This window comes from Silvimonas sp. JCM 19000 (assembly GCF_054652575.1).
Map to the genome: position 1 here is coordinate 26,196 of NZ_BAAIHC010000014.1, position 26,429 is coordinate 52,624.

Below are 26,429 nucleotides of genomic sequence, written 5' to 3' on the forward strand. Positions count from 1 at the left end.
AGCAGGTGAAAGCCTGCATTCAGATGGAGCCGCGATTATTGCGCTTGTGGAATGATGGTCGGCGGGGTGTGGTTAGCCAGGCGCTCATCGGCGTCTTCCAGCAACGCTTCCACGGTCATCTCGGCCTCGTACCACGCCTCCAGCCCGCCCAGCAAAGGCACGGCGCCATGATGGCCATGGCCATGCAACACCGCAGCCGCCGCCACCGCCGACGCATCGTTGGGGCAAGCGCAATACAGCACCACCGTCTGGTCCTGCTCCAGCCGCGTTGCGTATTCCTTGATCTGCTTCAGACTGATATTGACCGCGCCCGGAATCTGCCGCGGATCCAGCATGCGGCCTTCCGGCGAACGGACATCAATCAGCAAGGGGGGGCGGGCACTCGATAAGGCGGCTTTGAGTTCATCCACCGTAATACGGCGCATGCGCGCGGCCACGGCGGCTTGATGGCGGCGATAAAACCGCTGCGCCACATAAGCCACCAGGAAAGCCCCCACCAGCCACACGGCGTAATGGCCCAGATCGATCATCACATCGATAACGTGCGTGACCTGCTTCTGGAACATCATGCCCAGCACCAGATAAGCCGCCGACCATACCAGCGACGCCGCCAGGTTCCAGCGGGCAAACGTGCCCCAGCGCCAGCCCAAAGCCCCCGCCAGCGGTGGCGCCACCGCGCCGAGGCCAGGTACAAACTTGGCGGCAAACAAAGAGAAGGCACCCCAGCGCACGAACAGCGTCTCGCTCTGGCGCACGCAGACATCGGCCGACAGCGACACCTTGCACACCACACTGAGCACGCGCCGCCCCAGGCGTTGCCCGGCCCAGTACCAGATCATGTCGCCCATGGCGCCGCCCACGGTCGACGCCAGCACCAGCGCCAGTGCCCGGCCACTGGTGCCTGCAACCAGCCCGCCCATCAAGACCAGCAAAGGCGCAGCAGGCAGCGGCGCGCCGGCACGCGACAGCAGCGATACGCCAAACAACAGCGGCACCGCATAGTCTTGCGTGGCTACTACCAAGCGAACCAGATCCATGCCCAATGCTCCTTGCGCGCCGGGGCTGGTGGCCTGGGCGCGGCGAGATCAATAAACTGCGGGGGTTAACCAGACGTGGCTTGCGCCACTGGCCCGACCATGCCGCAACGGGGTGGCGGGCGCATCGCTCTAAATATGGAGCGGCTACGGCGCCGATACAATCGCCGCCGATCGGGGCAACGGAACTGCCGCCGGCAAACTCAATCCGGCTGCGGCACCGGCGACGCCGACGCCGCCGGACGTGCATCGAGGCGGAATTCAAACAGCTCAAAACCGGCCTGGCGTTCGACCAGACGGCTGATGGTCAGCGCGGTTCTGCCTTCGGCCAGCGTGGTATGCAGCGTGCGGCCCTGGCTCCAGGTGCCGCGTGGCGCCACAATCTGCGCCGGTTGGCGCAGCATGATCAGCTCGGGCAGCAACAAGGCAGCGACCGGGGCCATGCCCGGCAAGTCATCGGCCGGATGCAGCAACACCAACTCGGCGCGCGGCGCCAGAATCTGCACGCCCATTTCCAGACCGCCGTCTTCGCTCTGCTGCAACCAGCGCACCGCGCCGTATAACCAGTTTTCGCCACCGTGCGCGCGCACGGACACCAACTCGCCCACACGCAAGCGCTCCGGCGCGGCTTCTTTGCGCGCCAGGGCATAGCCGCCGGGGCTTTCGTTCAGCACGCGCCACTGCTGGCCGCTGCTTTCGCTAAGCAAACCCACGCCGGATTGATCGAGCAGATCTGCATTCACTTCGGCCACGGCCGGAGTGGCGCAGGCGGTAACGGCGCGCAAACCGGTGCACACATCCACCGTGCTTTCTTTATGAATGCGCTGGAATACCCGCCGCGGCGCAATGCTCCACTGCTTGAGCAAGCGTCGCACCACATCCATCCAGAACTGGATCTTGGCGCGATCGGCCACCACCGGCGCTTTCGCTTCCAGGCTGTGCAGCATCTTGTGCAGCTTTTTGCCCAGCTCGATGGTATCGACCAGCATGGTTGCGCCTTCGGTTTCCTCGGGCGTGCGGTTGCCGAAAAAATGCGGTGGCAAGTCGGCTTCCAGTTGCACCAGAAAAAACCCGCCGCTGCTGGCCAGATGCGACAGCGGCTGAAAATGGGCGGCGGGCGCGTAGTTGTCGATGATCTCGATAACTTTATCCAGCTCCATCGCCGAGAAGCGCAAAGGGTCAGCCAGCGCCAGCAGCAAGATGCGTTTGTAGATGACCGCCACCGGCGGCCCCGCGTCTTCGCCATGCGGTTCGTCCAGCTGGCGCGCTTCGGCCACGTGGCGGAACAAGGTATGCGTTTCGCGCCACATGCCTGCGGGCAAGGGCATCGCCATATGGCAGCTGATCTGATAAATGCGGTAATGCAGCAGCAGGATTTGCTGCACCAAGTAGGGCACCTGTTTGGTATTGCTGCTGAAAAACGAGCGGCGTTCGATGCGGTCGACCAACGCCAGCTTGTAGCCGATGGCCAGCTCCAGCAGCAAGGCGCGGAGCAGCAATGAGGCCTGCCGCGCCTTGTCCCGCATCGGCATGCCCTGGCTGGCACTGCGCGCGGCAAACTCGCCTGCCATTACATCCAGCGTCGAACGGTATTCATCCAGCAGTTTGAGACGAACGTCGGCCTCCAGCGGCACGCGGTTAACCGAGGCCAGCGCGTCATGAATCTGGCGGCCCGATTCGGCCACATTGCTGCCGGAGATCGCGATCAGCCATTGCCGTAATGCTTTGGCATCTGTTTCTACAATTGCGGCCAGCTTTGGATCGGGTGCAGGCAGCTCAAGCGACAGGGGCATCGTCCCATTCCTCCGGGCCGGCCAGCGCTTGCTCCAGCGCTTCGCCAGCGCCGCGGGCCAGCAAGGCCGCCTCGTCGTCGGTCATTACATAAGGCGGCATAAAGTACACGGTGTTGCCGATCGGACGCAGCAGCAGGCCTTGTTGCAGCGCCGCGCTGAACATGCGTTGCGCAAAGCCGGGCAAGGCATCCACCACATCAAACGCCCAGATCATGCCGGTATTACGAAAATGCCTGACCTGCGGATGTTCGCCCAGTTGCTCAAACTGTTCCCCCCAGCGGGCGGCGCGTTCGGCATTGGCGGCAATCACCTGGTCATCGCGGAAAATATCCAGCACCGCCAGTGCTGCGGCGCACGCCAGCGGGTTGCCGGTGTACGAATGCGAATGCAAAAAGCCGCGGCCGACTTCTTCATCGTAGAAGGCGCTGTAGATTTCGTCGGTTGAGAGCACGGTGGCCAGCGGCAAAAAGCCGCCGGTGATGCCTTTGGACAAGCACAGCAAATCGGGTTTGATCTTGGCTTGTTCGCAGGCAAACAAGCTGCCGGTACGGCCGAAGCCCACGGCAATCTCGTCGGCAATCAGATGCACCTGGTAGCGATCGCACAGGGCGCGCGCGCGTTCCAGATAATGCGGGTGGTACATGGCCATGCCTGCCGCGCCTTGCACCAGCGGTTCCAGGATGACGGCGGCAATATCGCTGTGATGCGCCGCCAGCAAGGCGGCCAGGCCGACGGAGGCTTCTTCGGCCATATCGCGCGCATCGGCATTGCTGTGCGCCAGGCGCCAATCGGGCGACGGCGCAATAAAGTTGCCACGGACCAGGCCCGCGTATGCGTCGCGGAAAACCGGCACGTCGGTGACCGAAAGCGCGCCGATGGTTTCGCCGTGATACGAACCAGCCAGATAAACAAAGCGGTTCTTGTTTTCGCGACCCAGGTTTTTCCAGTAATGCGCGGACATCTTCAGGGCGATTTCGGTGGCAGAGGCGCCATCCGAGCCATAGAAGGCATGGCCCAGGCCAGTGAGTTCGCCCAGGCGTTCGGACAATTCCACCACCGGGCGATGGGTAAACCCGGCCAGCATCACGTGTTCTAGTTTGTCGAGCTGCTGTTTGATGGCGTTTTTTATGCGCGGCTCGCCGTGGCCAAACAGGTTGACCCACCAGCTGGATACCGCGTCCAGATAGCGTTCGCCATCGGGCCCGATCAGCCACGCGCCTTCGCCGCGCTCGATGGGCACCAGCGGCAAGCGCTCCAGCCGTTTCATCTGCGTGCACGGGTGCCAGACCGCGGCGCGACTGCGCGCCAGCAAATCATTCTGGCCCAGGGGCGCCAGCCCGTGATCGATCTGACTATCCAGTTTGAACTCCAACATCAAAACGTTTCGGGTCCCGATTGTTATACAGTTGCGCGCCCGCGTCACCCGCCCATTTTCGGCTTTGCGACCTGCCCCACAGCGTCACACTGTTTTGATCATAATTAATTATTCGACGCTTACACGTAAGCTACGGAGCATCGAAAAAAGCGTGTTAGGCATTATGTCGTGCCCACGCCGGGCACGCCATGCCGAGGCACGTTCTAATCGGTCGAGCGGCATAGATGCCAATGCTGGCGCGCGCTACAACGGCGCGAGGTGTAGCGCGGAACCTACAGCACGATACAGGGGCAAAACCATGCATCCAGCATAAGCCTGCGTTTGCTTACAAAATCGAGTCAGCAAGACCGGCCCAACGCTGCGCCTGGTTTCGTCACTTTGCGGACAAAAAAAGCGGCCGTTGCCAGCCGCTTTTCTGCCTCAGTCGCGCATGCAATGCCGCTAGACATTGACCAGCTTGCCCACCCACAACACCGGCCCGGTTGGGGCGCCGGTGGGCGAGCCGCCCGGCGGTTCAAGCGACACCGCCAACACCTCGGCGCCCGCCACGATCTGGGGCCGATTGACGATCGTTGCGCCGTTGCTGGCAATCAGACCCAGCGACCTGGGCGCGCCACCCGGCGGAATGGCCCACAGTTCCAGCGCCTTGTTGCTGGCGGTTGCGCTCAGGTTTTCCAGCGGGCTAACGCGCACCGATCCATCCACCGCCACCCGCGCCACCAGCGCCACGTGTTGCGCCTTATCCTGCAGCAGCGCCATTTGCGCCGGTGCCAGCGTGGTCGATGGCTTGGGCTGGACCAGCACGACCGTCAGCGCCAATGCCGCCACGGCAAAACCACCGGCCAGCAAACGCCATAAATAAATACCACCCCAGCTCCACGGCGAGACTTCGCGCAGCGCCCGCACGCGCCGGGCAATCTGGCGCCAGACCCGCGCGGGCGGTTCCACCGGCGGTACGGCACGTACCAGCGGCAGCAATTGGTCTTCGGTTTCGCGCACGGTGCGGCGCAAGGCGGCGTCGGCCGCCATCAAGCCTTCAAAACGGCGGCGAGCCGGGCCCCGCAAGGTGCCGATCACATACTGACCGGCCAGTTGCGTTTGTAATAATGGATTGCGGTAATTCATGCCAGACACCCTTTCAGTCGTTCCAGACCACGGCGGCACCAGCTTTTGACGGTGCCCAATGGCGCGGCCAAGCGCGCCGCGATTTCGCTATGACTGAGGTCATCAAAGAACGCCATGGCGATCACCTGCCGCTGTATGGCTTCCAGTCGCTTCAGGCATTCAGCTATGCGCTTGCTGTCCTGAAACTGCGCCAGCCGTGCCATCGGCCCCGGCGCTTCGTCGGCCCATTCATTGATGATGGTGTCGTCGCTATCGGGGATTTCGAGCTGCGGCTTGCGCAACCAGTCGATACAGGCATTGCGCACGATGCGGCTCATCCACGTCAGCGGCTGGCTTTGTGCCGCGGCGTAATTGCCCGCGTTTTGCCAGATCCGCACATAGCATTCCTGCATGACTTCTTCTGCCCAGTCCTTCCTACGCAACATACGTAGCGCAACGCCAAACAGTTGCGGCGAGGTCAGTCGATACAGCGTTTCGAGTGCTTTTTCGTCGCGTTGGGCGCAACGGGCCAGCAAATCCTGCAGCGTTGCCGATTCGGCCATCGGGGGGTCCCTGGAAAAGAACGCCCGTGCAGCGGGCGTGCTGTAAAGCATCGGAAGTTTATGCGTAATGCGCAAGCTGGCTCAGCGCTTTTGATCACAGTAATTCCGACAGCACATTAGCCTGCTGGCTGACATTGCCTGAACCGCCCCGGCGCTATCGTCTGCGTTATGGTCGGCATCCTGCCGCAGTTAACCAGGCCAGGCAGATGCCGGCCGGAGTGTTGTGATGCGTATTTTTCTGGTTTCCACCCTGCTGGCCGTGCTGACGGTCACCCATCTGACGGTGATGGCGGCAAACAAACATCTGTCGCGCAGCGGCGCGGTGGATAGTACGCAAAGCGCGAGCGCCCCCAAGGCCAGCGCGCCGCTTTCGCACAAATCCCACCCCGCCAGCCGGCCCGGCCACGCCAGCGCCACGCCGCAGGAGCATCGCGCATGAACGATTTCACCCACACCGACAAACTGGAAGAAATCCACCGCACGCTGGACGCCACCGAAGCGCCGCCCGAGGCCTCGGAAGACGAACGCCAGCATCCATCCGGCGGCTGGGGCTCGGCCAAAGCGGTGGGGTCGATCTTGTTTCAGGAACGCGCCATGCGGCACGTTGGTGTGTTGCTGCAGCAGAACAAACCGCGCGGTTTTGCCTGTGTCAGTTGTTCGTGGGCCAAACCCGGCAAGCCGCATCCGTTGGAAGTGTGCGAGAACGGCGTGAAGGCCACGGCGTGGGAGCTGACCAGCCGCCGCGCCACGCCTGCTTTTTTTGCCGAGCATACCGTCACCGAACTCAAAACCTGGGGCGACCACCAGTTGGAAGAAGTCGGCCGCCTGACTGAGCCGATGCGCTGGGACAAACACAGCGATACCTATCAAGCCGTGAGCTGGGAAGACGCATTTGCCGAAATCGGCGCCGAGCTCCAATTGATGGCGCCAAGATCGACCGTGTTCTATGCCTCCGGCCGCGCTTCGCTGGAAACCTCGTATATGTATCAGTTGCTGGCCCGCATGTATGGCCACAACAACCTGCCCGACAGCTCCAATATGTGCCACGAAACCACCTCGACCGCGCTGCCGGAAAGCGTGGGGGTCGGGGTCGGCACTGTCTTGCTGCAAGATTTTGATAAAGCCGACTGCATCCTGTTTTTTGGCCAGAACCCCGGCGTTAACAGCCCGCGCATGCTGCATCCGCTGCAAGAAGCACGCAAACGCGGCGTGCCTATCATTACTTTTAATCCATTACGCGAACGCGGCCTGGTCAACTTTGTGAACCCGCAATCGCCGGGCGAAATGCTGGGCGACAACCCCACCTGGATCAGCACGCAATATCACCAGGTGATGCCAGGCGGCGACGTGGCGGCCCTGATGGGCCTGTGCAAATGCCTGATCGATGCTGACGACGCCGCCAAACAAGCGGGCAGCCCCGGCGTGCTGGACGATGCTTTTATTGCCGAGCACTGCCATGGATACGCTGATTTTGCGGCCACCGTGCGCCAGGCCAGTTGGGACAGCATCGAACGTGAATCCGGCCTGACCCGCGCCGCGCTGCAAGACGCCGCCGACGTGTATATGCAAGCCAAAGCCGTGATCGGCGTGTATGGCATGGGCCTGACCCAGCATCGGCACGGCCAGGACAATGTGCAGATGCTGTGCAATCTGCTGCTGCGCGGCAATATGGGCAAGCCAGGCGCGGGCATCTGCCCGGTGCGCGGGCATTCCAATGTGCAGGGCCAGCGCACCGTCGGCATTACCGAAAAACCCGAACTCGCTCCGCTGGACCAGATGGCCAGCCAGTTCGGCTTTGAGCCGCCGCGCGACAAAGGCATGAACACGGTTGAAGTTTGCGAAGCCGTGCTCAAAGGCGAGGTGCGCGCCTTTGTGTCGCTCGGCGGTAACTTTATCCGCGCCGTGCCCGAAACCGATCTGATGGAAGCGGCGTGGCCCTCGATTCGCCTGACCGTGCAGATTTCCACCAAGCTCAATCGCGCGCATCTGATTCACGGCGATGTGGCCTATATCCTGCCCTGCATCGGCCGTATCGAAAAAGACGTGCAAGCCAGCGGCCCGCAATGCGTGGCCATGGAAGACAGCACCGGTTGCATGCATGGTTCCTGGGGCCAGGTGGCCCCGGCCGCGCCCACGCTACGCTCTGAACCCGCCATTATCGCGGGTATCGCCAAAGCACTGCTGCCGCGCAATCCCAAGCTCGACTGGGATGCGTGGGTGGCGGATTACTCAAACATCCGTGCCGCCATCAGCGTATCGCTGCCCGAGATCTTTCATGATCTGAGCGAACGCATGTGGCAGCCGGGCGGCTTCCGCCGACCCATGCCGGTGGCGGAGCGGGTCTGGAAAACCCGCAGCGGCAAAGCCAATTTCCTGATCCCCAAATCCTTGACCGTGGACCCGGATACCCCCGCCTACGGCCCCGATATCCTGCGGCTGTTTACCGTGCGCAGTGACGGGCAGTTCAATACCACCATCTACACCATCGAGGATCGCTTCCGGAATGTGGTCGACACGCGCCGCGTGCTCTTGATGCATGCGGACGACATCGAGCGGCTGGGCTTCAAGGACGGTGATCTGGTCGACGCCACCACCGTGGTCACCGTCGGTCAGCGCCGTTGCGTCAGCGGCCTGCGCATCAAAACCTTTGACGTGCCGCGCGGCTCGGTGGCTGGCTACTATCCTGAATGCAATCCCTTGATTCCGTTGTGGCATCACGCTGAAGTCAGCAAAGTGCCCGCGGCCAAATCCATCCCTGTGCGGCTGGCGGCGTGCACGCCAGCCCATGCCCCGATCCACTGAGTCTCAAGGAGTAATGCATGCGCTACAAACTGGTCGACACCACACCGGGCTCTCGCGTCTGGGTGCTGATTTTTGATTCCGGCGACGAGGTCATGGAAGGCCTGCAGTACTTTGCCAACCACGAAAACGTGCTGGCGGCGTCGTTTATTGCGCTCGGCGCTTTCCAGCGCGCCACGCTGGCTTACTTTGATTGGGAACAAAAGAAATACCTGCCCATCGCGGTGGAAGAACAAGTGGAAGTGGTGTCGCTGATGGGCGATATCGCCAAGGGCGACGATGAGCGCCCCAGCCTGCATGCGCATGCCATGCTCGGCCGCCGTGACGGCAGCGCCAAGGGCGGCCATCTCAAAAACGCGATCGTGCGACCGACGCTGGAAGTAAAGATCACCGAGACGCCCGCGCATCTGCGACGCCACGCGCGCCCCAATCTGGGCATCGCACTGATCGATATCGAAAACTGAGCGTATAACGCGCCCAGGCAGCCCGGCTGACGCATTGCGAGCCGGGCTTTTTCTTGCCCTGCGCCCACGCCGATTAAGCCAGATGTCAGTATTTCGCTTTGATGACCCGGCGCGCACTGCTTTTTGCCCCGATCGACCGTTCATCGATTGGTTCGCGCCCCCTTCGGCTGGGTCATCCACTCACCTGCTGCGGCGCGACAATTCGGCGTAGCGCAACAATGCAGGAAATTGTTCGCTTACAGGCTGCAAGCTGCGGCTGTTTCAGCAGATTTTAAGTTTGGCTCGGGTAGAATCTGCACCAATCACTGGCAAAGCGCATGAATGCTGCATTGCGGCATTTTTTGCGGCAGTTCCGCTTTGGTGCAAGACAGGTTGCGTGTTTGAGCGGCATGGTCTTGTATGTAAGTAGCCAGTTGAACCGCATTACAAAGACGCGTACATTGCGTCAGTTCGCTTTCTTCTCACTGGCAAGTCGGAAGGGTGAATAGGCGCCGTGCTTTCTCCACGGCGCCTTTTTTATTGTCTGGCGCGCTGCCGCCGGGCGGCCACAGCGCAATGCGCCGCCGCCATGCATGACGTCACAAGCGGCATTTGCGCGTGCCGGGACGGCCGCCGTCAGTCTGGGGCAACAAAAAGGCCGCACCAAAACGAACGTGCGGCCAGGCTGACAGCAAGCGCAGCGACTACATGGCTTGCGGCACGATCACCATCCAGCCCAGGCCAAACCGGTCGGTCAACATGCCAAAGGCAGGCGAAAAGAAAGTCTGCGTCAGCGGCATGGTCACTTGCCCGCCCGCGCTTAGTGCCGCGAATTTTTGTTCAGCCTCTTGCTGGTCTGCCACATTCAGCGTGAGCAGCACCCCACCAAAGGTGGTGGAGCCCGCACAGTGACCATCCGACGCCAACACCACGCTATCGCCGATCTGGATGGCCGCATGCATGATCTTGTCCTGCATGCCCGGTTTGAGCTGCCCCTCCGGCATCGGCTCCGGGTTATCGCTATAGCGCATCTGGTACTGCAATTGCGCACCGATGGCCTGGGTGTAAAACGTGATGGCTTCTTCACAGCGCCCTTCAAACATCAAATACGGCTGTACTTGCATGATGAAACTCCTCGGGGAATGCGACATATCACGCCTGGGGATGCTGGCGAGTGCTTGCCATTGTCAAACAAGCTGGTGACAAACGCACGACGTCGTGGAGACTTGCGCCGGCGGCGCGATATACGGCGTGGCAGGGCCCCGCGCCATGCCAGCGGGGCAAGCGCAGCAGACAACGCCCCGCGCTACCTCGAATGCGCGCAGGGCGTTGATGGTGGGCGCGCGTCAAGCGGCCGGATGGTCCATGGCCACCAGCAAATCATTCAGCGCTTTCTGGCATTCGGCCTGGCTGGATTTATCGTTGCGCACCGCCGTCAATGCGCCGTCAATAGCCTTGTCGACATGGTGCCAATCTTTGGCCGCCCGTGGCTTGAGACCGGCTTCGGCGTTATCCCACGAGGTCTCCAGATCCTTGATGCGGGCCTTGGCATCGGCGCGGTTATTCTTGTTGATCAACGCCAGCGTATCGCTGGCTATCGTACGGAACTTGCTCAGGTCACCCAGCTTTGAGGCCTCGGCCGCGTAGGCGGGCGTGGTCATCAAAGCGGGCGTCAGCAGCGGGCTGATGCCGAGCAACGCGGCCAGCCACCAGGCGGGTGCGCGCGGATGAGTACGGTTGGTTTTATTCATTGCAGTTCTCCTTGCGGTTGAGTCAGTGCGCGGCGTTGTTGCACGGTGAACCACGCCACCAGAAAAGTGATGACCACCAGAAAACCAATGCTGGTGGTGACGGTACCCAGGCCCCAGCCACCGTATTCGGTGGACTGCGACATCAGATCGCCCAGCGATGCCCCCAGTGGACGGGTCAGGATGTAGGCCACCCAGAACGCCAGCACGGCGTTCATGCCCAGGTAAAAGCCGACGAAGATCAGGGCAATCAGCCCGCCAAACGCCAGCGCGCCCAAGGTAAAGCCCATGCCCAGCGCCTCGGTGGCCAGGTCACCCGCGGCGGTGCCCAGCGCAAACGTCAGCAGGATCACCAGCCAGTAAAACGCCTCGCGTTTAAAGGTATCGATCGAGTGGATCGACAAGGTGCGTTCGCTGCGATACCAGAGCCCGAATGCCGCTGCCAGCGCCACGGAGAACGCAGCAGTGCTGATATACAGGCTGAGACCCAGGCCATCGGTCAGCGCATCGGTAATCTGCGTGCCCACCACGCTCACCAGCACCACGGTCAGCCAGTATTTCCACGGCACATAACGCGGCGCGCGCAGTTGCATGATCAAAGCCGCCGCCAGCAGCGCCAGCATGAAACCGGTGGTCACCGCCGCGCCCAGCCCGACGTTAACTGCCAGGTAATCAGCCCCGGTCTCGCCGACCGTGGTCGACATGATCTTGATGATCCAGAAGGTCAAGGTGACTTCAGGTACTTTGTTGCGCCAAGGCGTGGCGGATGAATCCATGGTTTTTGCTCCTGCGGTGGGTGCGTGTCGACAACTTGATATGCACCGCAGCGTGCAGGCCGCCACTTAGCGCGCCCTTATCGAAGACTTTGATTTAACTTAGGTTTTACCTGATCCGGGCGTAAAAAAAGGCCGCACGCAGCGGCCTTTTCCCGGTTCCATCCTCGCGATCTAGCGATGCACCCAACCGCGCAAGATAGGCCACGCAAACACCGTGCGATAAAGCGTCTCGATACGCCGCGTCAGCGCGCGTCCGGCCAGCCACCACAATGGCGTCAGCGCCAGCCAGCACAGCGCCACCACTGCGACGGCGCCCAGCATATCCAGCGGAAAATGCACACCCAGATAGATACGCGCCCACCCCACCAGAGCAGCGGCCAGCAAGGTAAGTCCGCCAAAGCGACGCCCACCGTCCAGCAACAAGGTCAGCCCCAGTCCGGCCAACACCGTCATGTGATCACTGGGAAATGAAGCGTCGTTGGCGTGCGCAATCCATGTTTTGCCTAGCCCCGCCGCATCCGGGCGCGGATGTGGCCAGCCCAGCGCAATCAATTGATTGATGCCCAGCGCCACAAACACCACCAGCACCGCCTTGAGCGCCATGCTGCGTTGAGTCACGCCGCCCCATAGCCACAATGCAGCCAGCAAGACAGGCACCAGAAAAATGACATCTTCGGCGAGCGCGCCAGCGCAATGGATCAGCCACAACGGCGTATCGGCCGGGGCATTGATGGCCATAAACCACTGGCGATTCAAAAGTTCGAGTGCGCTCACGATGTCGTCCTGCAAGGTGCGATGGCCCGCAGGTTGCGACGTGGCACTTAGTTCGACCTTAGCCGCAGAGGGGCGCTGCCGCGCGGCGGGATGCTGGCCGTGTCAGTGTCTGCCGCATTGTGCTGTCGTCTAAGCCTCAAATAAGCGGCGCTTTGCAGCCTCTTCCGCGGTCATCCCACGGAGAACACACCATGTCACGCTCTGAAAATGTCGTCCTGCTGCGCCCGGCCGCAGTGGTGGACAAAGTGCCGCAAGTTATTCTGCTGTTCTGGGTCATCAAAATCCTTGCCACAACGGTCGGAGAAACCGGTGGCGACGCGTTATCGATGCAACTCAATCTTGGCTACGCCGTCAGCAGCCTGATTTTTATGGCCGTCTTCGCAATCACGCTCACCATCCAGATTCGCAGCCGCGCCTACCACCCGTTTGCCTATTGGGCCGTGGTGGTGGCTACCACCACCGTCGGCACCACCATGTCGGATTTTCTCGATCGCAGCCTCAAGCTGGGTTATGTGAAATCGTCCATCGCCTTGTTTATGGCGGTGTTGTTGATGCTATGGCTGTGGAAACGCAGCGTGGGCCAGGTGCGCTTTGAGGGCATCGAATCGCGGCGCGAGGAGTTGTTTTACTGGGTCACCATTCTGGTCTCCAACACGCTGGGCACCGCGCTGGGCGACTTTGCTGCGGACGACACCGGGCTCAACCTGGGCTTTCAATGGGGCGCGGTGTTGTTTGGCGCGCTGATTGCAGGGGTAGTGCTGGCGCATTACCTCTTCAAGCGGATTCCGGCGGCGGCACTGTTCTGGGCCGCGTATATCCTGACCCGGCCGTTGGGGGCCACGGTGGGCGACACGCTGACCAAAGCACCCGACCAGGGCGGCATCGGGCTAAGCCGGATCGGCTCATCGCTCACCATCCTGGCGGTGATGATCGTGCTGATCATCACGATGGAATATCGTCAGCGGCGGCGGGCATGAGCTGGCGGACACCGCAGGCGCGTTACTAGCCACCGGGGCAGGCAGCAGTGAGAGCAAGCGGGATGGGCGTGCAGCTTGCCCGGTGTCGCAATGGCCCGCTGGCTGCATTGCAAAGTGCGGCCAATCGGCCAGGCGCTGCAGGGCGCGACAGCGTTCGCGGATTTAGACAGTGGTATGGTCGCGCACTATGCCAATGGACTGGCGATCATAAAAGCGGCTTACGGGCTGACAATTCGCCTGCGCTGCCGGCCCGCGTGCGCAGCGGGAAAGGACTGCTTAGATGGCATCGATTTCAAACTCCACATGCAGCTGCCTGCCTCAGTTTTTGCAGCGTGCTGTGCTGATCCGTACTATTCGTTACAGATCAGCAAATTAGCGCTTTCTGCCAGGCCTTGCTTCATGCTGCACTGCGGCATTTTTTGGCGTGCCCTCGTATTTCTGCGCATCAGCGGCCAGCGGGCGTTTCTGGCATACAGCGCATGCCTTAGTCCAGATGGCGGAGCAGCTCGCCCACCGACTAGCTGTGTCAGATTGCAGTAGGGTTTGCGAAACTGGCATTCCCGATGTGCTATTGCTAACGTAAATACGATGCCCGCGTGCGGCAAGTGCGCAGCGGGCTAAAACCAGCCGCGGCATTGTGTCCGCCGCCCATACCCAGCCCATGGAGTTCGCATAATGAAAAAAGTTACCTCTCTGCTTTGTCTGTTGTCCGCCAGCCTGCTGATCGGCAGCGGCATGGCCTATGCCGACGACGCCGCCGACGCCACCACCCCGGCGCCCAAGGCTTCCAAGCACAAATCCAGCGAAGCCAAGGCCGCCGCCCGCAAAGAAGCCAAGGCCAACAGCAAGGAAGTCATGGACAAGTTCTCGACGCTGCCGAAGAGCGAATACCCGGCTGCCTGCAAGGATTTGTCTTCCCAGATCAAGGCGGGCAAGAAAGGCTTGAATGAGGCCTACAACACCTACTGCATGAAGTCGCCCACCTAAGGGGTTCGGGCCAGCGCAACTTAGCCAACTGCGCGTCGGCCCTGCGGCCAGTGCAATAAACACCGTCTGTGCGCGCACGACGGTGTTTTTGTATTGCGCGCCCGTGAAGTGGCCGCAGCGGACGGATGTGTAACTGCATGCGCCGGAATACCGCTTTTACGGCAGTTTTGCTGGATGGGATTAACCGGCCCGGATCAGACCTGCTGTTGCAGCACCAGCAGCATCAGCAAGCCCAAAGCACCGACGGTGGCCAGGCCGAGCAGGATGGAGGCAACCACGCCGACGATGCCGATCAGCTTCCAGCTGCGATAGCGCTCGACGATTTCCAGCACTTCCACCTTTTCGCCTTCCAGCATCACATTGGCGCGCAGGATGGGCAGGCTGCCGCTGATCACGCGGCGCAGTTCGGATGGAATGGGTTTGTAGCTGACTTCGGTGTCGTTGCTGTCTGCGGTACGTTCGTTAAAGCGTACGGTGGAATGACCGTTATTGTTTTTGCCCTGCATATTGCCTGCGCCTTGCTTGTTCACTACGTGCCCCCGGATGTGTCGGCAAGTATACCGGCATGCCCCTGCCCTGCCGATGACGCGTAAGTACGCGCCGCATCGATGCAACATCGCTTACAGGCATTGTTGCACGCGCCAGCGGCGCGACGTGGGCTTTGTTGACTGACAAGCAAGGGTGTTGTGCAGTGCAGCGGGTTTTTCGATCAGCCTGCGGGCAGTAAGCTGCGGTCCTTCTTTCACATACCGGACTGCTGCCATGAGCCAGATTCTGATCATCAATGCCAAAAAACATTTCGGGCACTCGGCCGGCCAGCTGAATGACACGCTGGCGCATGAGACCGAAGCCGTGCTGCGTGCAGCCGGCCATGCCGTCAAAATGACTACCGTGGATGACGGTTACGACATCGACGCCGAAATTGAAAAGTACCTGTGGGCTGATGTAGTGATTTATCAAATGCCGGGCTGGTGGATGGGCGCGCCGTGGATCCTCAAAAAATACATCGACGAAGTCTTCACCTTTGGCCATGGCAAGCTGTACGCCAGCGATGGCCGCAGCCGCAGCGACGCCAGCAAAAAATACGGTTCGGGTGGTTTGATCCAGGGCAAGCAATATATGTTGTCGGTGACCTGGAACGCACCGGTCGAAGCGTTTGAAGACCCGAAACAGTTTTTTGAAGGCGTGGGCGTTGACGGCGTGTATTTGCCTTTCCACAAGGCCAACCAGTTTCTGGGCATGACCGCGCTGCCGACTTTCATGTGTAATGACGTGATCAAAGACCCCGACGTCCCCAGCTATATCGCCGCCTTGCGTGCGCATCTGGAAGACGTCTTTACCGAGGCGACTGCCGCATGATTACCGTATTTGCCGAAATCAAAGCCCATCCCGGTCAACGCGCCGCCGTGCTGCAAGCGTTTGAACGTCTGCTGCCCAGCGTGCTGGCCGAGCCAGGATGCGGCGGCTATAAACCGCTGATTGATATTGACGGCCAGGTGCCGTGGCAGGCGCTGGAGCCGGACACCATTTTCATGCTGGAACAATGGCAGGACATGGCCGCGCTCGAAGCTCATATGCAGATGCCGCATATGGCCGCGCATAAAGCCGCGACACAAGATCTGATCGCGGAAGTCAAAATCCGCATTCTGGATGCCGCGCTGTAAGCGCCCACGGCCCGCCGATTCAATCGGTACGGCCGTGCCAGCGACGCCACGGCTGGCGATAGGCGCGGCGGCATGGAATGCTCAACGAGACTTCCGTGCCGCGCCCCACCCCACTCCATAGCTGCAGCACCGCCTCGATGCGTTGTGCCCGCGCGCGCATGGTTTCGATGCCGCCTTGCGGATCACGGCGCAACGGCGGCGGCGGCGTGGCGTTGGCGCTCAGGCCATCGCCGTCATCGCGCACAAACAGGCGGAAGGCATCGGCGCCATAAATGATCTCGATTTCCACACACTGCGCCGAAGCGTGGCGATAAGCATTGAGCAGGGCCTCCCGCGCGATGGCAAACGCTTCGTCGCGCGCCGCGCTCTGTAACTGCAGGCTGCGATGCCCGGCCACGGTCAAGGTAAACGGCACCGCATGGATGGCGCGCATTGCCGTGGCCACATGTTCCAGCGCCGCGCCCAGATCATCGTCGCTGGGGCCGGGATAGGGCAAGTCCAGATCGGGCTCGCGCCCATCGGCCAGCACCACATCGGCCTGGTCCAGCGTGCCAAGAAAACGCTGTGTCAAGACCGGATCGTCCTTGATCTGATCCACCAGCGCCTGCATGCGCAAGGTCAGCCCCTGCATGCTTTGCCGCAACGTGTCATGCAGCGCCCAGGCGTGCCGTTCGCGTTCGGCCAGCTGTTGCTCCGTGCGCAGGATCAGCTGGCGCACCCGCCAGCGGTGTAACAGATATAACAGCAACAACAAAGGCAGCAAGGCCCAGCCCCCCGGCATTGCGCTTGGCAGGTTGGCCCCGGCCTGGCTGGCCAGCACCAGCGGTGCGCTGGCCAGTGCGGGCCACGCGGCCGTGGGCAGCAGCAAGGCGGCGCAGGCCAGCAACCAGACGGGCCGGCGTAACGGCAAAACGGACATGACAACGGGCGCCTTGAACTGGATTTATAGGCGCCATGCTACGGTTGCCGCCCCGTGCTGCCAGCCCCCTTTCGGGGTAGCCGCTCCCCCGCCGCCCGGGTTGGCTGCACCTGGCGCCGTCTGCCCCGGCTGACCGGCCAGCCCGTTTTGCCGCGCCTGACCTGGGCCGCCGCCTGCGCTTGCGTATCGCTATGTGTTGGCTAAGAAAGCGCGCGCAAGCTGCGGCCGGTATAAGTTCAGAGCAGTCCGTCATCGTGAAACCATCCGCATTTACCGCTCATTTACCCGCCGCGCTGCCGCGCCCCAGTAGCACCGGCTGGCCCTCCTTGCTGGCCGCGCTGCGTGTGCGCTGGCTGGCGCTGTATGCCTTTGCCGTGTGCTGGTTCAGCACGCCGGGTTTCCGCACACTGATCTCGCCCGATGAAGGCCGCTACGCCGAAATCGCGCGTGAAATGCTTAATAGTGGCGACTGGATCACCCCGCGTCTGAACGGCATCAAGTACTTCGAAAAGCCGCCCTTGCAGTACTGGATGACGGCAGGCAGCTTTCGCATCTTTGGCGAAAACGAATTCGCCGCACGTTTCTGGCCCGCGCTAACCGGCTTTGCCGCCGTCGTTATGGTCTGGGCCACGCTGCGGCGCTTGTTGCGGCACGATCCCCATGGCGAAACGCAAGCCTGGGCCGGCGCGGCTGTATTGGCCAGCTGTGCCTGGTGGGTGGGCAGCGGGCACTTTCTGACGCTGGATATGGGCGTCACCGCGTTTCTGACGCTGGCCCTGTGCGGCTTTTTGTGGGCGCAACAAGATGATGCAAGCGCGCGGGAAAACAGCAACGGCATGCTGGTTGCGTGGATAGCAATGGCGCTGGCCATGTTGTCCAAGGGGCTGATCGGCCCGCTGATTCCGGGCGCCGCGCTCGTTATTTATTCGGTGGTGATGCGCGACTGGCACTTGTGGCAGCGCCTGCATCTGGTCAAAGGTCTGATCCTGTTTACCGCCATTGCCGCACCGTGGTTTGTGCTGGTGTCGCAACGCAACCCTGAATTCGCCCAGTTCTTTTTTGTGCATGAACATCTGCAGCGCTATGCCACGCATGAAGCCTCGCGGGTGCAGCCGTGGTTTTTCTTTATCCCTGTGCTGGTGGGCGGCATGCTGCCGTGGACGGCCTTGCTGCCCGCAGCCTGGCGCGAAGGTCTCAGCAACAGCACGCGCCTGAGCAATGGCACACCCGCCTTCAATACCTCGCGCTTTTTGCTGGTGTGGAGCGCGTTTGTCTTTGTTTTTTTTTCGATCTCGGGTTCAAAACTGCCCGCCTACATCCTGCCGATGTTTCCGTCGGTGGTGATGTTGATGGCGCCCACGCTCAGCCGCATCGGCCGTCGCACCGGCTGGGCGTTGGTCATCACGCAAGCGCTGGTCGGGCTGATCGCGTTGATTGGGGCGCCCATCCTCGCCGCGCATTCCAGCGATCCGCAAACGGTCACCAGCGATGCGCAATACGCCTGGTGGCTGTACGCCACCGCTGCCGTGGCCTTGCTGAGCGCGGCGGTGGCGGCATGGCTGCTGCGGCGCCAGCTGCCGACCGCAATGCTGGCGACCCTGGCGTTGGCGGGTCTGGTCAGCGGACAACTGCCGCTGCTGGGCTATGACGCCTATGCGGGCCACACCTCCAGCCGCGCCATGGTGCAAGTGCTGCGACCGCATCTGCGCGCCGACAGCACCCTGTACAGCGTGCGCACATGGGATCAGACCTTGCCGTTTTATCTGAAGCAGAACGTGCAACTGGTCGAATACGTGGATGAATTCAAACTGGGCCAGACCAGCGAACCCGACAAACAAATGGCGCTGGAGCAGTTCGAGCAACACTGGCGCAGCGACCCCGCCCCGCTGGCGCTGGTACAGCCGGATACCTGGCAATTGCTGGAAAAGCACAATCTGCCGATGCAGGTGGTGTACCGCGACCGCAAGCGCATGGTGATTGCGCGGCCGTAATCACCACCACGCGTGGCAGGCTCAAGGCGCATCAGCCAGCAAACGATGCGTCTGGGCCCACGCCGCATCGGCTGTCGCCACCACCAAGTGCATGATGCCGAATGCCTTGACCGCTATCTGCGCCATTGCTTGCAGCTGCGCACGCCGCTCGACATCGGGCTCGATGCTGATCAGCGCTTTGCATACGTGGCCTAAATCAGTCTTGTTGTGCTTAAGCCAGATGCCTCGTTGCTTGCGGTCTTCATGGCTTTCTTCGGTCCGCAAGGCGTCGTAAACCACCACAAACGGCTGGCCGTGCTGCATCAGCGTAATCATCTCTTGCTGCCACTGCGTGGCGTAACCCGGCTGTGCCGCGTCTTGATTGAACCGCACGTACGGAAACGCGCTGACATCATGAATGCTGAATGCGTGTTGCTCGATAGGCATGAGTACTCACTCCAGAGTAGGTATAAACACCAGACAAAATCATGGGACAGCCGGACCGGTAATCGCGCTGGCCACCGGCCCGGCGCTCGCCAGTGGAAACGTGGTCTCCCAGCCACCGCCTAGCGCCGTGTACAAACTCACCAGCGCCATGGACACCGCGGTCGCGCTGTCGGCCAGCGCTAGTTGCGCGGCCAGCAGATCGCGCTGCACGGTCAGCACTTGCAGAAAGTCGGTCGCGCCCGCCACGTACTGCCGCTGCGCGTTATCCAGCGCAATCTGGTCTTGCTGCACCGTGGCCGCCAGCCTCGCATGCGCTTGCTGACGGGCCGCGTAGTCGCCCAGCGCGTCATCCACTTCATGCCATGCCGTTAGCACCGTGCGCTGAAACTCGATCAGCGCGGCTTGCTGTTGCGCCTGGCGTAACGCCACCTGTCCTTTCAAACGTCCGCCTTCAAAGATCGGCACGCTCAGCGCCGGACCCACCCCGAAAGTGCGCGACCCCCATTGATCCAGATCGGCAAAGCGCAGCGCCTGCAAGCCAAGGTCGGCCGACAGCGTAATGCGGGGATAGAAATCACCCACTGCCACGCCGATATCAGCGGTCGCCGCATGCAGCCGGGCCTCGGCGGCGCGTATATCCGGTCGGCGCTCGGCCAGTTCGGACGGCAGTCCCAGCGGCACAGACAGCGGCAGCGCGGCGAGTGTGGCCGGGCCGGTCTGCAACTCCGGCTCCAGTGCGTGCGGCGCCGCGCCCAGCAAAAAACTGAGCGCGTTAACCAGCCGCCTGCGCTCGTTTTCCAGCACCGGCAACCGGGCCTCGATGGCGCTGATCCGGGCGCTGGCCTCCGCAGTTTCCAGCCGCGTAGCAACGCCGGCGGCCAGACGGATCTGCGTCAATTGCAGGTTTTGGCGGGCGATATCCAGGTTCTGCCGCACGATGGTTTGCTGCACCTGCACGCCACGCAATTGCAGATAGTCGCGGGCGGTTTCTGCGTACACCGCCAGCAACACGCCGCGCCGCAGGTCCGCGCTGACTTCGACCGAGGCATCGGCCGACTCGATTTCACGCCGCACGCGGCCCCATAAGTCCAGCTCCCACGTTGCATCCACGCCGGTTTGCCAGAGGTTGAACGCCTGCTTGCCGTCCAGCCCCGCGCTATCCAGCAAGCCATTCTGGCTGGAACGCGCCCGCTGGTAAGAGGCTGCGGCAGTTACCTCGGGCTGCGCGTCTGCGCCACGAATCCGCCGCGCCGCACGCGCCTGCAGCCAGCGGCTGCTGGCCAGGCGCACGTCGAAGTTGGCGGCCGTCACCCGCTCCAGCAAAGCGGACAACTCGGCATCGTTGAACGTCTGCCACCAGCGCACATCGCGGCTTATCTCCAGCGCGGCATCCGCGGCGGGTTGCGCCTCGGTCTGCCAACGGGCAGGCAAACTGGCCGTCGGGCGTTGAAAATCCGGGCCCACCGTGGCGCACCCGGCCAGCGTCAGCCCAGCCATCACCAGGCCAAATCGAGCAAGCTTCGACCTCATCGCGCCGCCACCTTGCTGCTTGCTGCGGCGTTGGCCGTATCCACCGTCGCTTGCACCGACATGCCGGCGCGTAGATCGCCCAACAGCGCCTGGCCTGGCTGCAACGCAATCTTTACCGGGATGCGCTGAACCACTTTGGTGAAATTGCCGGTGGCGTTATCAGGCGCGATGGCGGCAAAGGTCACGCCCGTGGCCGGGGCAAAACTGTCAACCGTGCCGTGCAACACCTGGTCGGGCCAGGCATCGACGCGGATCTCGGCGGATTGGCCCGGTCGCACCCGGGTCAACTGGGTCTCCTGAAAATTGGCGATCACATACACCTGCCGTAACGGCACCAGCGCCAGCAAGGGCGCGCCCGGTGTCACATAAGCGCCAACCCGCACCGCGCGTTGCCCCACCATGCCGTCAATGGGAGCTTCGATGCGCGTCCACGACAGGCTGAGCCGGGCGCTTTCCAACAGGGCCTGATCATGCAGCAGCGTTGCGCCCGCACTGGCGCGTTGCGCTTGCAGCACGGCCACTTGCTGCCGGGCCGCTTGCAGACTGGCGCTGGCGCGCGCCACGTCCGCCCGGGCGCTATCAATTCGTGAACGCGCTTGCTGCGCATTCTGCAGACTGCCCGCACCTTGCCGGGCCAGGTCGGCATAGCGCTCGAAATCGGCTTGGGCAAAAGCAGAGGCCGCCTGGGCCGCCGCTAGCGTTGCGCGCGCTTGCTCGATGACGGACTGCTGCTGCGTGAGGCTGGCCAGCACATGATCAGTGGCAGCGCGCGCGATGGCGACATTGGCCGCGGCGGAAGTCACGGCATTGACATAGTCGCGGTCATCAATGCGCGCCAACAGTTGGCCTTTGCGCACGGGCTGATTGTCTTCGACCGCCAACGTGCTGATCTGGCCCGCCACGCGCGGGGACACCAGGGTGAAATCAGCGCTGACATAGGCGTCGTCGGTGCTTTGCCCGCCGGATGCGTGGCAGGCCAGCGCCAGCACGGCCGCCGCGCCCAGCAGCAGCACACCAAGGGCGGCCGCGATATAGCGCTTTTTTTGCTTTGGAGATACAGACATAAGAAACAACCTTTAAGGGGAAACAGGATGCACCAGCGCACCGGGTGGATAGATACGGGTAGGCAGAAAGGGGATGAGTAGCAGCAACGCCACAGCCACCAGCGCCATCAGGCGCAATACATCGGCGGAGGCCAGCACCAACGCCTGCTGCCGGATATGCGCATCCATCAGCGCCAGCAACGAGGGATGATCCAGACCTGGCAGGCTGGCCAGCTTGTTTTGCAGCAGACCCGGCACATAGGGACGGTTGCCCAACTGATCGACCAGCACATTGGAATGAAAGCGTTCGCGCAGCGTGGACACGCCTTCGGTCAAGCCGGTGCCCACCACCACGGCGAACCCTTTGACGGTGTTAAACCAGGCGGAAGCGAACGGGCCCTCCTGCGGCGTCATGCCGTTGGTGGCCAGCATCAGCAACGGCAGCACCGCCATCGGTTGCGCCACAATCTGGATCAGCTGCACCGCATAAAAATGCGGGCGTATCCAGGCCGAGCTCATGCTGCCGCCAAGCAGGCAAGACAGTCCGATCAAGGCAAGGCCGGTGGCCAGCACCCAGCGGCAATCCACTTGCCGCAGATTGCAAAGTGCAGCCACGGCGGGCAGCGCCAGCAGTTGCGGCAGCGCCACCCACAAAGCCAAGGGGGCCAGTTGCAGCGGGCGATAGCCTTGCACTTCGCTCAGATATCCCGCCGGGATGGCGGGCACGGCAACCAGCACCAGCAACACGCCGCCGAGGGTAATCAACGCGTGGCTGAGGTTACGTCGGGCCAACAACTGGAGTTTAAAAAACGGCAGCGGGTGGAACCATTCGTTAAGCAGAAACAGCAGCAGGAGCAGCGAACCCGCAATCAACAACAGGCAAATCAACGGTGAATCGCTCCACCCCAGCCGCGTGCCCTGTTCAAAGGCCGTCACCAGCATGGCGATGGCGGGAAAACCCAACAGCACGCCGCGCGTATCAAACTGACGGAAACGTTCCAGCCGCAGCGGGTCTTGCGGCAGCCCCCACGCCATCATGGCCACCGACAAGGCGGCCAGCGGCACGATTTGCCAGAACAGCCAACGCCAGCCCACATAGTCGGACCACAACGCCGCCAGCGGCGTGCCCAGGTTGGGCGCAAAAGTGGCGGTGAGGGCATAGGCGGCCAGGCCGTACAGCTTGATGCCGGCAGGTAGAAAACGCAGCGCCACCGTCATCAACATCGGCGGCAGGCAGCCGCCCGCCAGGCCTTGTAACGCGCGCAGCGTCAACAGCAAACCTTCTGCGCGTGCAAACGGCAAAGCCAGCCCCAACAGCGCAAAGACGCAGACAGCCGCAATGGTGAAACGCCGTAGCGTAAAGGTGCCGGCAAACCACGGCGCAAACATCATTGCCGCCACCTGCGTCACCTGATACAGCGTGCGCATCCAGCTGCCCGCATCGGCGCTCAGGCCCAGCGCGCCGCGCAAGTCGGGCATGGCTACTTCGGTGACGTGGTCGTTGAGTTGCGCCATGACCACCGCCAGCAGAACCCCCGCCAGGCCAGTCAGGATGCGGCCGCCGAAGCGAGGCGGATGCGGCGTAGCGGCCACGGGCTGCAGGTGCGCAGGAGATGCAACAGAATTCACGGCGGGCTTCCGTCTTCAGAATGAATGACGGAAGTCTAGGGAGCGCGCATCACCGCGAAAACTGCAACGTTTGCATTACTCGCGTGCGTCTGGCGCACGCATCAATGCGGTCAGAACGCGGCGGCATCGGCCGTGCAGACCTCGCGGATAATCCGCCGCAGCCATTGATGCGCCCCGTCGTTCTGATAACGCGGATGCCAACCCTGCACCATCACCACGGTTTCCAGCGGCAGCGGCAAGGCAAAGGCGCGTGCCCGGATACCCATGCGCTGCACGGCGGCGGCCACATGTTCGCTCAGGGGCAAGATCAGGTCGGAGGCTTCCAGCATGAACACGCCGGAATGAAACGTCGGCACCACCAGCGACACCTGGCGCGCCAGACCCAGCGCCTGCAAAGCCGTGTCGATCGGCCCGCTGGCGCGGCCCCGGCGCGACACGCTGATCTGGCCATAGCTGGCAAAGCGCTGCGGCGTAATTTCCGCATCAAAGATGGGGTGATCGGCGCGCGCCAGCCCGACAAACCGGGTGGTAAACAGCGTCTGTATATGCACGTCCGGGCCCATGGGCCGCATGGCGCTGATATACAGATCGACCTTGCCGTCGCGTAACACTGAATCCTCAGATTCGCTCTCGGGCGCAAAACGCAGCACCACCTGCGGCGCTTCGCTACGTACCCGGCCCAGCACGGTCTGGCCAAACGCGCTGAGGAATACATCGTTGGCATGCAGGTTGAAATGCCGCTTCAGGCTGGCCAGATCGACCGCGCGCTCGGGCTGCAACAACTGGCGCGCGCCTTCAACCGAACTGTGCACGCGCTCGCGCAAGGACAGCGCGTAGGGCGTCGGCACCATTTTGCGGCCGACTTTTACAAACACAGGATCGCCGATGGCGTTGCGGATGCGCGCCAGGGTGCGGCTCATGGCCGGCGCGCTCAGATTCATGCGCCGCGCGGCGCCGACTACGGAGCCTTCTTCCAGCAGCACATCCAGCGCAAAGAGCAGATTAAGATCGGGTGATTGCATGGGCCGCAATTATAGGAGCGCAACGCTGCCGCCGCACGCACTCATGTATGCGCGGTGGGCCTGCAGCGACCACGGCTAAAAAAATTCCAGCTCGCCCGCCACCGCTTCTTCCACCGGCGCGGGCGCCAGGCGGAAATCGATGTCGCTGTCGGGCGCGGCGCACAGGCTGAGCGTCAAGCCAAAGCGCACCGCGTCATTCAGCGTAATCGCAAAAGTCTGCTGCGCGGTCGGGGCGATTTCGTTGATGTAACGCGCGCAATGGCGTTCCAGCACAAACGGTGTCGACATGGCGGCATGGCGGAACGCCACGCACAGGCTGCGATTCACCGAACCGCAAATCATATTGACCAGCTCACCCAACACATCCACCAGCGCCTGGCCTTCCAGCGCGTTGGCAGAACGGCCGCGCAAGGCCAGATGCGTGCCGGTGGCGCGGTCGGCTTCAAAGTCGAACAAGGCGATGATGCGGAACAGATAAGAAGAAATATTCAGCACCACCGCATGCCCGGGCCGCCCGCTGGTGTCGGGCCAGGCCGTGCGTTCGACCACGCAGACGTCGTCGGCGCTGGCGATGGCGTTGTCGTGGATGGATTGCTCGAACAGCGTGTAGATATTCTCAAGCGCGCTCTGGCTGAACATGCGATCAATCCTGCTCGGCCTGGGCCATGGTGGCCTGGATCTTGTCGGCGGTGGTGCGCAGGCCGAAGACCGCGGTGCGGATCAGATTGCCGCTGGCCTGCATGTCCTGGAAGGTGGTGGTGGTGATCAGATCGTTCTTGTCCAGGTTCTGCTGGTATTGCCGCGCCACTTCGGCCGAGTTGAGCGCCAGCGCGCGCACGCCATCGGCCACCACGGCAAAGCCACGCCCATGTTCACCGGCGCGGGCGGCCTCGATGGCGGCGTTCAGCGCCAGCATCACCACGTTTTTTACGATGCGGGCAAACTCTTCGTTTTGCGCCTTCAGATGGCGGTTATTGGCCAGGATGCCCTGCAGTTCATCGTGCCAGCGCTCAACGATGCGCACGATGCCGAGCAACGATTCGATGTCCTGTTTCAGCGTGGCGTGTTCAGCGGCAAACTCGCTGCGCAAGCGCCCCAACTGGTTGCGATGTTCTGCGGCCTGTTGCTCGTGCCAGCGCTGGCGCTCGCTGGCCGCGCGTTCTTGCTGCGCGCCCAGTTCGGCCTGATGCGCCTGCTGTTGCACGTTCAGATGCTGTTGCAGCGCGGCCACTTCAGCCTGTAGCGGTTGCAGCTGGCGGGCCACGTCTTCGGGCGCCAGATGTTGCATCAGCCCGGCCAGACGTTGATCGCGCTCACGCAAACGTTGTTGCAACACACGGCGCTGGCCGTGCGCATGCCACGCCCAGGCCACGGCCAACAACAAGCCTGCGCTCAGACCGGCCAGCGCACTCCACAGGGTGTTCATCATGATCAGTACCGAAACCCCGTGATCAGTTAACCAGTTTCTTGAACGTAGCGACCACGGCATCGCCATTAAACGGCTTGACGATCCAGCCCTTGATACCGGCCGCCTTGCCGCGTTCTTTCATGGCCGGGCTGTTCTCGGTGGTCAGCATCACGATGTTGACGGCGCTGTTGCGCAGCTCGCCGCGGATTTTTTCGGCCATGGTCAGGCCGTCCATATTGGGCATGTTGACGTCGCTCACCACGAGCTTGATGCCGCTGTCGGCGCGCAGTTTGTCGAGGCCATCCTTGCCATCCACCGCCACGGTGACGCTCAGGCCAGCGCTCTTGAGAAACTCGCTGACTTCGGTGCGTACCGTGCTGGAATCATCAACCACCAGAATCTGGGCCATTGCCTACTTCCTTAT

27 protein-coding genes and 1 pseudogene are annotated in these 26,429 nt (G+C 62.2%); 9 read left to right on the forward strand and 19 right to left on the reverse strand.

Features of this window, described 5'->3' with window-relative positions; translation table 11 throughout:
• Nucleotides 1-35: 35 nt before the first annotated feature.
• From ACYQ1A_RS13435 to ACYQ1A_RS13455, 5 genes are all read right to left on the reverse strand, one after another.
• Nucleotides 36-1,037 (reverse strand): rhodanese-like domain-containing protein, encoded by a 1,002-nt coding sequence (locus ACYQ1A_RS13435; RefSeq protein WP_499362743.1) that lies wholly within the window; start codon nucleotides 1,035-1,037, stop codon nucleotides 36-38.
• 200 nt (nucleotides 1,038-1,237) lie between these two features.
• Entirely contained in the window at nucleotides 1,238-2,827 is a 1,590-nt protein-coding gene (locus ACYQ1A_RS13440; protein ID WP_499362745.1) for a cyclic-di-GMP receptor FimW-related protein, read from the reverse strand.
• Nucleotides 2,811-4,202 (reverse strand): adenosylmethionine--8-amino-7-oxononanoate transaminase, encoded by a 1,392-nt coding sequence (gene bioA, locus ACYQ1A_RS13445; protein ID WP_499362746.1) that lies wholly within the window; start codon nucleotides 4,200-4,202, stop codon nucleotides 2,811-2,813. Before bioA ends, ACYQ1A_RS13440 begins: the two co-directional genes overlap by 17 nt.
• Nucleotides 4,203-4,643: 441 nt before the next feature.
• A complete protein-coding gene (locus ACYQ1A_RS13450) occupies nucleotides 4,644-5,327 on the reverse strand; it encodes an anti-sigma factor (protein ID WP_499362748.1) in 684 nt (227 codons plus the stop codon).
• Complete coding sequence (locus tag ACYQ1A_RS13455) at nucleotides 5,324-5,869, reverse strand: RNA polymerase sigma factor (protein WP_499362750.1); 546 nt, start codon at nucleotides 5,867-5,869, stop codon at nucleotides 5,324-5,326. Before ACYQ1A_RS13455 ends, ACYQ1A_RS13450 begins: the two co-directional genes overlap by 4 nt.
• Before the next feature lie 226 nt (nucleotides 5,870-6,095).
• Here ACYQ1A_RS13455 and ACYQ1A_RS13460 point away from each other — a divergent pair, with 226 nt between their 5' ends.
• The 3 genes from ACYQ1A_RS13460 to ACYQ1A_RS13470 are packed head-to-tail and all read left to right on the forward strand — an operon-like array spanning nucleotide 6,096 to nucleotide 9,132.
• Nucleotides 6,096-6,308, forward strand: a complete 213-nt coding sequence (locus ACYQ1A_RS13460; RefSeq protein WP_499362751.1) for a hypothetical protein — start codon at nucleotides 6,096-6,098, stop codon at nucleotides 6,306-6,308.
• A complete protein-coding gene (locus ACYQ1A_RS13465) occupies nucleotides 6,305-8,671 on the forward strand; it encodes an FdhF/YdeP family oxidoreductase (protein ID WP_499362753.1) in 2,367 nt (788 codons plus the stop codon). The genes ACYQ1A_RS13460 and ACYQ1A_RS13465 overlap by 4 nt, the downstream gene beginning before the upstream one ends.
• A gap of 17 nt (nucleotides 8,672-8,688) precedes the next feature.
• The gene (locus ACYQ1A_RS13470; protein WP_053936974.1) at nucleotides 8,689-9,132 is read left to right on the forward strand and encodes a PPC domain-containing DNA-binding protein; all 444 of its coding nucleotides are present in this window, start codon (nucleotides 8,689-8,691) and stop codon (nucleotides 9,130-9,132) included.
• A gap of 683 nt (nucleotides 9,133-9,815) precedes the next feature.
• On the opposite strand, the gene ACYQ1A_RS13475 is transcribed toward ACYQ1A_RS13470, so the two are convergent.
• The 4 genes from ACYQ1A_RS13475 to ACYQ1A_RS13490 form a co-directional block, all read right to left on the reverse strand.
• Nucleotides 9,816-10,235 (reverse strand): VOC family protein, encoded by a 420-nt coding sequence (locus ACYQ1A_RS13475; RefSeq protein WP_499362755.1) that lies wholly within the window; start codon nucleotides 10,233-10,235, stop codon nucleotides 9,816-9,818.
• Nucleotides 10,236-10,457: 222 nt separating this feature from the next.
• Nucleotides 10,458-10,862, reverse strand: a complete 405-nt coding sequence (locus ACYQ1A_RS13480; protein WP_499362757.1) for a hypothetical protein — start codon at nucleotides 10,860-10,862, stop codon at nucleotides 10,458-10,460.
• Nucleotides 10,859-11,635, reverse strand: a complete 777-nt coding sequence (locus ACYQ1A_RS13485; protein ID WP_499362759.1) for a COG4705 family protein — start codon at nucleotides 11,633-11,635, stop codon at nucleotides 10,859-10,861. The genes ACYQ1A_RS13480 and ACYQ1A_RS13485 overlap by 4 nt, the downstream gene beginning before the upstream one ends.
• Before the next feature lie 171 nt (nucleotides 11,636-11,806).
• Nucleotides 11,807-12,409 carry a phosphatase PAP2 family protein gene (locus ACYQ1A_RS13490; RefSeq protein ID WP_499362761.1) on the reverse strand — a complete coding sequence of 201 codons (603 nt, stop codon included), beginning with the start codon at nucleotides 12,407-12,409 and terminating at the stop codon, nucleotides 11,807-11,809.
• Nucleotides 12,410-12,600: 191 nt separating this feature from the next.
• Between ACYQ1A_RS13490 and ACYQ1A_RS13495 the strand changes: the two genes are divergently transcribed.
• The 3 genes from ACYQ1A_RS13495 (at nucleotide 12,601) to ACYQ1A_RS13505 (ending at nucleotide 14,373) form a co-directional block, all read left to right on the forward strand.
• Nucleotides 12,601-13,386, forward strand: a complete 786-nt coding sequence (locus ACYQ1A_RS13495; protein WP_062223905.1) for a COG4705 family protein — start codon at nucleotides 12,601-12,603, stop codon at nucleotides 13,384-13,386.
• A gap of 90 nt (nucleotides 13,387-13,476) precedes the next feature.
• A complete protein-coding gene (locus tag ACYQ1A_RS13500) occupies nucleotides 13,477-13,926 on the forward strand; it encodes a hypothetical protein (protein WP_499362763.1) in 450 nt (149 codons plus the stop codon).
• A gap of 135 nt (nucleotides 13,927-14,061) precedes the next feature.
• Nucleotides 14,062-14,373 (forward strand): hypothetical protein, encoded by a 312-nt coding sequence (locus tag ACYQ1A_RS13505; RefSeq protein WP_499362765.1) that lies wholly within the window; start codon nucleotides 14,062-14,064, stop codon nucleotides 14,371-14,373.
• A 194-nt stretch (nucleotides 14,374-14,567) separates the two neighbouring features.
• Here the strand turns inward: ACYQ1A_RS13505 and ACYQ1A_RS13510 are convergent, their stop codons facing one another.
• Complete coding sequence (locus ACYQ1A_RS13510; protein WP_499362767.1) at nucleotides 14,568-14,903, reverse strand: hypothetical protein; 336 nt, start codon at nucleotides 14,901-14,903, stop codon at nucleotides 14,568-14,570.
• Between the two features lie 232 nt (nucleotides 14,904-15,135).
• On the opposite strand from ACYQ1A_RS13510, the gene ACYQ1A_RS13515 reads away from it, so the two are divergent.
• Complete coding sequence (locus ACYQ1A_RS13515) at nucleotides 15,136-15,732, forward strand: NAD(P)H-dependent oxidoreductase (RefSeq protein ID WP_499362769.1); 597 nt, start codon at nucleotides 15,136-15,138, stop codon at nucleotides 15,730-15,732.
• Nucleotides 15,729-16,037, forward strand: coding sequence for a putative quinol monooxygenase (locus ACYQ1A_RS13520; RefSeq protein WP_062223900.1), 309 nt, complete (start codon nucleotides 15,729-15,731; stop codon nucleotides 16,035-16,037). The genes ACYQ1A_RS13515 and ACYQ1A_RS13520 overlap by 4 nt, the downstream gene beginning before the upstream one ends.
• A gap of 19 nt (nucleotides 16,038-16,056) precedes the next feature.
• On the opposite strand, the gene ACYQ1A_RS13525 is transcribed toward ACYQ1A_RS13520, so the two are convergent.
• A complete protein-coding gene (locus ACYQ1A_RS13525; protein WP_499362771.1) occupies nucleotides 16,057-16,956 on the reverse strand; it encodes a sensor histidine kinase in 900 nt (299 codons plus the stop codon).
• Nucleotides 16,957-17,210: 254 nt separating this feature from the next.
• On the opposite strand from ACYQ1A_RS13525, the gene ACYQ1A_RS13530 reads away from it, so the two are divergent.
• The gene (locus ACYQ1A_RS13530; protein WP_499362773.1) at nucleotides 17,211-18,947 is read left to right on the forward strand and encodes a phospholipid carrier-dependent glycosyltransferase; all 1,737 of its coding nucleotides are present in this window, start codon (nucleotides 17,211-17,213) and stop codon (nucleotides 18,945-18,947) included.
• Between the two features lie 21 nt (nucleotides 18,948-18,968).
• Here the strand turns inward: ACYQ1A_RS13530 and ACYQ1A_RS13535 are convergent, their stop codons facing one another.
• The 8 genes and pseudogenes from ACYQ1A_RS13535 to ACYQ1A_RS13570 form a co-directional block, all read right to left on the reverse strand.
• Nucleotides 18,969-19,373 carry a hypothetical protein gene (locus ACYQ1A_RS13535; RefSeq protein ID WP_062225861.1) on the reverse strand — a complete coding sequence of 135 codons (405 nt, stop codon included), beginning with the start codon at nucleotides 19,371-19,373 and terminating at the stop codon, nucleotides 18,969-18,971.
• 39 nt (nucleotides 19,374-19,412) lie between these two features.
• Nucleotides 19,413-20,903 (reverse strand): efflux transporter outer membrane subunit, encoded by a 1,491-nt coding sequence (locus tag ACYQ1A_RS13540; protein WP_499362775.1) that lies wholly within the window; start codon nucleotides 20,901-20,903, stop codon nucleotides 19,413-19,415.
• Nucleotides 20,900-21,967: an HlyD family secretion protein gene (locus tag ACYQ1A_RS13545; protein WP_499362777.1), complete on the reverse strand. Its 1,068-nt coding sequence runs from the start codon at nucleotides 21,965-21,967 to the stop codon at nucleotides 20,900-20,902. The genes ACYQ1A_RS13540 and ACYQ1A_RS13545 overlap by 4 nt, the downstream gene beginning before the upstream one ends.
• 12 nt (nucleotides 21,968-21,979) lie before the next feature.
• Nucleotides 21,980-23,575, reverse strand: coding sequence for an MFS transporter (locus ACYQ1A_RS13550; RefSeq protein ID WP_499362779.1), 1,596 nt, complete (start codon nucleotides 23,573-23,575; stop codon nucleotides 21,980-21,982).
• A gap of 110 nt (nucleotides 23,576-23,685) precedes the next feature.
• Nucleotides 23,686-24,597: a LysR family transcriptional regulator gene (locus tag ACYQ1A_RS13555; RefSeq protein WP_499362782.1), complete on the reverse strand. Its 912-nt coding sequence runs from the start codon at nucleotides 24,595-24,597 to the stop codon at nucleotides 23,686-23,688.
• A 75-nt stretch (nucleotides 24,598-24,672) separates the two neighbouring features.
• Nucleotides 24,673-25,236 carry a hypothetical protein gene (locus ACYQ1A_RS13560; RefSeq protein ID WP_499362784.1) on the reverse strand — a complete coding sequence of 188 codons (564 nt, stop codon included), beginning with the start codon at nucleotides 25,234-25,236 and terminating at the stop codon, nucleotides 24,673-24,675.
• Nucleotides 25,237-25,240: 4 nt separating this feature from the next.
• Nucleotides 25,241-25,513, reverse strand: a pseudogene (locus ACYQ1A_RS13565) (methyl-accepting chemotaxis protein); the annotation flags it as partial.
• Between the two features lie 535 nt (nucleotides 25,514-26,048).
• A complete protein-coding gene (locus ACYQ1A_RS13570) occupies nucleotides 26,049-26,414 on the reverse strand; it encodes a response regulator (protein WP_499362786.1) in 366 nt (121 codons plus the stop codon).
• Nucleotides 26,415-26,429: the final 15 nt, after the last annotated feature.